Annotated in this window: 5 protein-coding genes; 4 read left to right on the top strand and 1 reads right to left on the bottom strand. The window is 49.0% G+C overall.

Translation table 11 applies throughout. The features are described 5' to 3' along the window. A partial coding sequence (locus NZ772_12615; protein MCS6814393.1) for an ATPase occupies window positions 1–1,159 on the top strand: 1,159 nt, incomplete at its 5' end. A gap of 13 nt (window positions 1,160–1,172) precedes the next feature. Next, a complete protein-coding gene (gene nfi, locus NZ772_12610; GenBank protein MCS6814392.1) occupies window positions 1,173–1,844 on the top strand; it encodes a deoxyribonuclease V in 672 nt (223 codons plus the stop codon). A 301-nt stretch (window positions 1,845–2,145) separates the two neighbouring features. Here nfi and NZ772_12605 read toward each other — a convergent pair whose 3' ends face one another. Beyond that, window positions 2,146–2,820 carry a Uma2 family endonuclease gene (locus tag NZ772_12605; protein MCS6814391.1) on the bottom strand — a complete coding sequence of 225 codons (675 nt, stop codon included), beginning with the start codon at window positions 2,818–2,820 and terminating at the stop codon, window positions 2,146–2,148. Between the two features lie 352 nt (window positions 2,821–3,172). Between NZ772_12605 and NZ772_12600 the strand changes: the two genes are divergently transcribed. After that, the gene (locus tag NZ772_12600; protein MCS6814390.1) at window positions 3,173–3,361 is read left to right on the top strand and encodes a hypothetical protein; all 189 of its coding nucleotides are present in this window, start codon (window positions 3,173–3,175) and stop codon (window positions 3,359–3,361) included. Window positions 3,362–3,416: 55 nt separating this feature from the next. Then, window positions 3,417–5,459, top strand: coding sequence for a DNA primase (gene dnaG / locus NZ772_12595; GenBank protein MCS6814389.1), 2,043 nt, complete (start codon window positions 3,417–3,419; stop codon window positions 5,457–5,459). Window positions 5,460–5,613 lie beyond the last annotated feature (154 nt).

Here is a 5,613-nt window from a genome sequence, read left to right as displayed (position 1 = left end):
ATATTACACCCCGATCGGGCAATTTGTGCTGATGATGGAGTTTCAAGTAGGGGGCTTGGGTTACATGACTATGACCACCTTCTTGTTGATTCTCATTGGCAAACGGTTTCGCCTACGGGACAAACTTGCTATTCAGCAGGCCCTAGATACACCTGGCTTGGGGGGCAGTAAGCAGATAGTTACCTCGATCATCGCAGTGACCCTAATCATTGAGCTAACGGGTACATTCTTGTTATTTCTGGCCTTCAAGCAGACCAATTCCCCTAGGACAGCCCTTTGGCTAGCCTTATTTCACAGTATTAGTGCCTTTAACAATGCTGGGTTTAGCTTGTTTCCTAACAGTTTGATGACCTACGTACAATCACCGCTAGTGAGCTTGACCATTTCTGGCTTGATTATCTTGGGAGGAATTGGTTATCAGGTCATTATGGAGGCTTTTTTGCTAGTGCGCGATCGCCTGCAACAATCCCAGCGCTGCATCATTTTATCCCTCAACTTTAAGATTGCTACTGCTACGACTGCTGTGTTGCTTATTGTGGGCACGATCGCCTTCTTAGTCACAGAATTTCACAACCCCGATACCCTGAAACCCCTGGGGAGTGGAGGTAAGCTATTGGCAGCGTGGTTCCAGTCGGTTACGACCCGCACTGCTGGGTTTAATACCATCGATAATGGCAAAATGACAACAGCAGCCCTGTGTATTACGATTGCCTTAATGTTTATTGGCGCTAGTCCTGGTAGCACGGGAGGGGGCATTAAAACCACAACTGTACGTGTACTGCTTGCTGCAACGAGAGCTGCCCTTCAGGGTAGTGAGTATGTACACATGTTTCAACGGCAAATTCCTACAGCCTTGGTTCTGAAAGCTGTTGGTGTATTTGTAGGATCGCTAATTACAGTGATTTGTGCTAGCACGCTGATTTCTCTGACGGATCCGACGATCGACTTCATTAAAATTTTGTTTGAATCGGTCTCTGCCTTTGCTACGGTTGGCTTGTCGATGGGCATTACTGCCCAGCTTAGTAAAGTTGCAGATTTAGTATTAATTGCTACGATGTATATCGGCAGAGTAGGGGTGTTATTACTGATGGCTGCTTTCTATGGAGATGCTTCTCCTAGCACTGTACGCCGTCCAGAAGAAGATTTGCTTGTCGGTTAATGCTAAGAGCACTGTGAATATTTATCCTCAGCATGACTGGAATTTACCCCCACATCAGGCGATCTCGCTCCAGCGACAGCTTGCTCAACAGGTCGTGGATGATCGTCCCTTGCTGCTAGATGACGTGCGCTTAGTTGCTGGAGTGGATGTGAGTGTGAAGGGTAATCAATCCCATGGGGCTGTTGTAGTGCTTACTTTTCCAGACCTGACGCTGGTAGAAACCTGCTGCCACCAGATGATCACACCCTTTCCCTATATTCCAGGCTTGTTGAGCTTTCGAGAGTTGCCCGTGCTATTGGCAGCCTTGCAGCAACTGCGCCATGAACCAGATGTGTTGCTAGTGGACGGCATGGGTCGAATTCATCCACGACGGTTTGGGATTGCTTGTCATCTGGGGTTATGGCTACAAAAGCCTACGATCGGCTGTGGCAAAACACCCTTTGTGGGGACATTTGCAGAGCCAGCACCAGATAGAGGAAGCATGAGTGAGTTGGTGCAAGCTGGGGAGACGATCGGGGCAGTTCTGAGAACCCGGAGTCAGGTCAAACCCGTGTTTATTTCCGTTGGGCATTTGGCCGATTTACCCACAGCCATTGAGCTAACTCTCCGCTGCACCACACGCTACCGTCTACCAGAACCCATTCGCCTTGCCCACCAAGCCGCAGGTAAATTTTCGCCATGCTGACTACACGCGGTAACCAGTCACATCAATTCTCTAAATTCAAGCTATGGATGTTGCATAGGGCGGTGTAATACCATTCTCCAAAAATTAGCCACATAACTAATCAGTTCGTAGTAAAGACTTCAGTCTTTACGACAAGTTATCTGTAGCCACAGCATGGAGAATTGGTGTAAGCGGGCTTGCTTACGAGGGGGTGTTGCCCCCTTGACCTCTATGCATAGCCTAGTCTCCAAGCATAGGCATTACCTGTTGTTCAATTTGCGCTAAGTGCATTGCTTAAAGTGCATGGTTTAATGTGCCTAGTTTAATTAGGCAACTCGCCAAAGCGATCGCGATACTGAGCTAAAACAGCTTCAAGTTGCTCTGCCCGTTTTTCCGCCTCACGTCGTGCAGCCATTTCCTGCTGCAAGGCTTGGTATAACTCATCGGGTATCAACAGCTTCTCCCCCGTGTCTAGACGATAGAAACTCAACAGGTTGCCCTCTACCTCTAGGCGCAACTGTAACACTGTACTCTGATAGTCATTAACAACTGCATAACTCTCGCCCACGAGACGATAGCCGCGCAGGCGATTCTCAATCCATTCTCCTTTGGGGTCAAACTGCCAGTATTCTGCTACTCCGAGTTGTTCGTACAGAGTCTTTTTGAAACCATCATCATTAGCTTGGGTACTAGCGGAGGTGACTTCAAAGATAACGGCAGGTACTTGCCCTTCTTCCCAGAGTTTGTAGTTGTCACGTCCACCGGGGCTGACTCCAAAAATCACCATGCCGTCTGGTGCTACTCGCAAGCGAGGAAAGCCTTGGGCGTAGTATAAAAACTGATTGCTAAGCACAAGGGCTTGGTCACCTAGGTAATGGCGCAAGGCTGTGACGATGGCAATGATGGCATCTAGGTGAACTGAGGTTTCTGCCAAGGGTTCTCCGTCGCAACTGGGGTAGATGACTGGTGGCGCAGGATTTTGGGTGAGGGTAACCATAGATTCTAGCAATGTCTTTGATGATTGTTATCAACTTACCTGACAGTAACAGATGAGCTTGGACACCTGAGCTACAGGGGTAATATTGCTTTGATGGTCAATTATCCAGTCCTGGAGAGGTAGATAGCCAAGCACAAGGGGTTAAGGTAGAAGGCTGAGTGCTCTCTGCTGATTGTGCACAGTTTCCCAATCTTAAATCAGGTTTCCAAGGCGTTCAGCCATCAGTTCATATCTTAAATCAGTAACATTGGGAGCGGTAGTTACTCTTTCTTTCTGGTTTGGCTCTTCCGTCCTTTCATGACTTGCCATACACTGGAATATCGTTGTGATTTGATCCACTAATCTATTCCCTATGCTGAACCCAGAAACTTTGAAAGAGCGAATTCGGGTGATCGAGAGCAAGCGCGGTGTCCTAGTGCAGTTGCTAGAGCAGCCCAATCTGGGCATTTTGCGCATTGATGTCAATCAAGCACTGGATGAAATTGATGATTTATTACGGGAGTTTAAGCAAACCTTTCCAGAGCTAGCTAGTGCGGAATAGAGTTGACCGTTGGTTATTTGCTTGACGAGGGTTCATTGAGCTTGTCTGGGATGCTATGCGGCTACATCCGGATACGATCGCAGAGGTAAAGCAGCGCGTCGATATTTATGACGTGGTATCAGAGCATGTGGTACTGCGGAAACAGGGCAAGGACTTTGTAGGCTTATGTCCCTTTCACGATGACAAGTCTCCTAGCTTTAGCGTCAGTCCTAGCAAACAATTCTACTACTGCTTCAGTTGCGGGGCAGGGGGCAATGCTATCAAGTTTTTGATGGAACTGGGGCAGCAATCCTTTACAGATGTGGTGCTAGCCCTGGCAAATCGTTACCAAGTGCCAGTGAAGACCCTAGAGGTTGCTGATCGCGAGGAACTCCAGCGGCAGCTTTCAGTGCAAGAGCAACTGTACGAAATTTTGGCTCTGGCGGCAGACTTTTATGCCCATGCTCTACGACAGTCAACTGGGCAAAAAGCCCTAGCCTATTTGCTAGACAAGCGCAGTTTAACCGAAGAGACTATCCAACAGTTTCAACTGGGGTATGCTCCGCCGGGGTGGTCTACGCTGTGGGGCTATCTAGTGGAGCATAAACATAAACCCGCAGAACTGGTGGAACGGGCAGGGTTAGTGGTGCCTCGCAAAACTGGGGATGGCTATTACGATCGCTTCCGAGATCGGCTCATGATTCCTATTCATGATCTGCAAGGGCGGGTTATTGGTTTTGGGGGACGTGCCCTAGGGGACGAACAGCCCAAGTATCTCAACTCACCAGAGACAGAGTTATTCGATAAGAGTAAGACTCTCTTTGGGCTAGACAAAGCTCGTGCCATGATTGCCAAGCGAGACCAAGCCATTGTGGTAGAAGGTTATTTTGACGTAATTGCCCTCCACGCAGCAGGTATCACTAACGCAGTGGCATCCCTGGGTACAGCTTTGAACGCTGGTCAAGTCAAACAATTGCTACGCTACACCGAATCGAAGCAGATTGTCCTTAACTTTGATGCAGACAAGGCAGGCACTACGGCCACCGAGCGAGCCATCAGTGAAGTAGAGCATCTGGTTTATCAGGGACAGGTGCAGTTGCGGGTGTTAAACCTTCCCAATGGCAAGGATCCTGATGAATTTCTCCGGCAACATACCCCTGAAGATTACCAGCAACTCCTCCAAGAGGCTCCCCTCTGGCTTGACTGGCAAATTCAGCAGGTGCTGTTAGGACGAGACCTGAGGCAGGCTGACCAGTTTCAGCAGGCAGTAGGGGCGATCGTGAAACTTTTGGGCAACCTCACTAATGCTTCCCAGCGCACTTACTACATCCACCGCTGTGCTGAACTGCTTAGTCAAGGCGAAGCCCACCTGGCATTACAGCTAGAGGCTGACTTGCGAACTCAAGTACGGGGCCAACGCTGGCATGGGCAGGGACAAAAGTGGGAGCGTCCTGGCACTACTGGCTTGCGGGATGCTGCTGAAGCGCAATTACTCATGCTCTATCTGCATTGCCCAAATCATCGTCTCAGATGGCTGGATGAGTTAAAGCGTCGTGACCTGCTAGAGCCGGGGTTTGGCCTCTCTCACCATCGGTTTCTTTGGCAACAAATTCTCGCTAGCCAGCAACAACTTACGGGGTTGGATGTCACCTACTATCCCGGTAGTGGTGATATTGATTGGACTCCGCTGTTGACGATCGACCTCCTTGATCTCCTGCAAGACCACTACACCAACTTTCCCGAAGAAATGGCACAACTGACCCATCTGCTTCACCCCAGCGAAACTGATGTCCTTGTTTTGTCTCGCCCGGAACAAAACCTCATCACGGCGGCTGCCAGTCTAGAGCGTATTGCCTGCGAAAAACGCTGTCGTCATCTCTTAAACGTTTGGCGCGAGCAGGGAATCAAGTCGGTGCGCGATTGTCTGGAGCAACTCCTCAATCAAGCCAATACCTCTGAGTCATCTGGGGCGATCGTCCCTTCATCTGAGGATATTGAGCAACTCTATCACCACCTCAATGCTGATGCCCTCAAGTTTCAGGCGTTGTATTACGATGAAGTCCGCTATCTGCAAACCCTAGACCGCGAACGGCAATTATCATCAACCACTTATCGTTGAAACAGTGATACTGCTTCTCCATACTCTGGTTACAGATAGCTTGTAGTAAGGACTTAAGTCCTTACTACGAACTCATGGGTTTAGTTGAACTAGTGATACTGCTTCTCCATACTCTGGTTACAGATAGCTTGTAGTAAGGACTTAAGTCCTTATT

This window comes from Cyanobacteriota bacterium (assembly GCA_025054735.1).
Lineage (GTDB): Bacteria > Cyanobacteriota > Cyanobacteriia > SKYG9 > SKYG9 > SKYG9.
Note: the sequence above shows the minus strand (reverse complement) of the source record. Positions and strands in the feature narration are given on the sequence as shown.

What these genes read in the sequence shown, in the direction of transcription:
- NZ772_12600 (MCS6814390.1), top strand. Translation starts at nt 3,173, where the DNA reads ATGCTGAACCCAGAAACTTTGAAAGAGCGAATTCGGGTGATCGAGAGC.
- dnaG (MCS6814389.1), top strand. Translation starts at nt 3,417, where the DNA reads ATGCGGCTACATCCGGATACGATCGCAGAGGTAAAGCAGCGCGTCGAT.
- NZ772_12605 (MCS6814391.1), bottom strand. Translation starts at nt 2,820, where the DNA reads ATGGTTACCCTCACCCAAAATCCTGCGCCACCAGTCATCTACCCCAGT.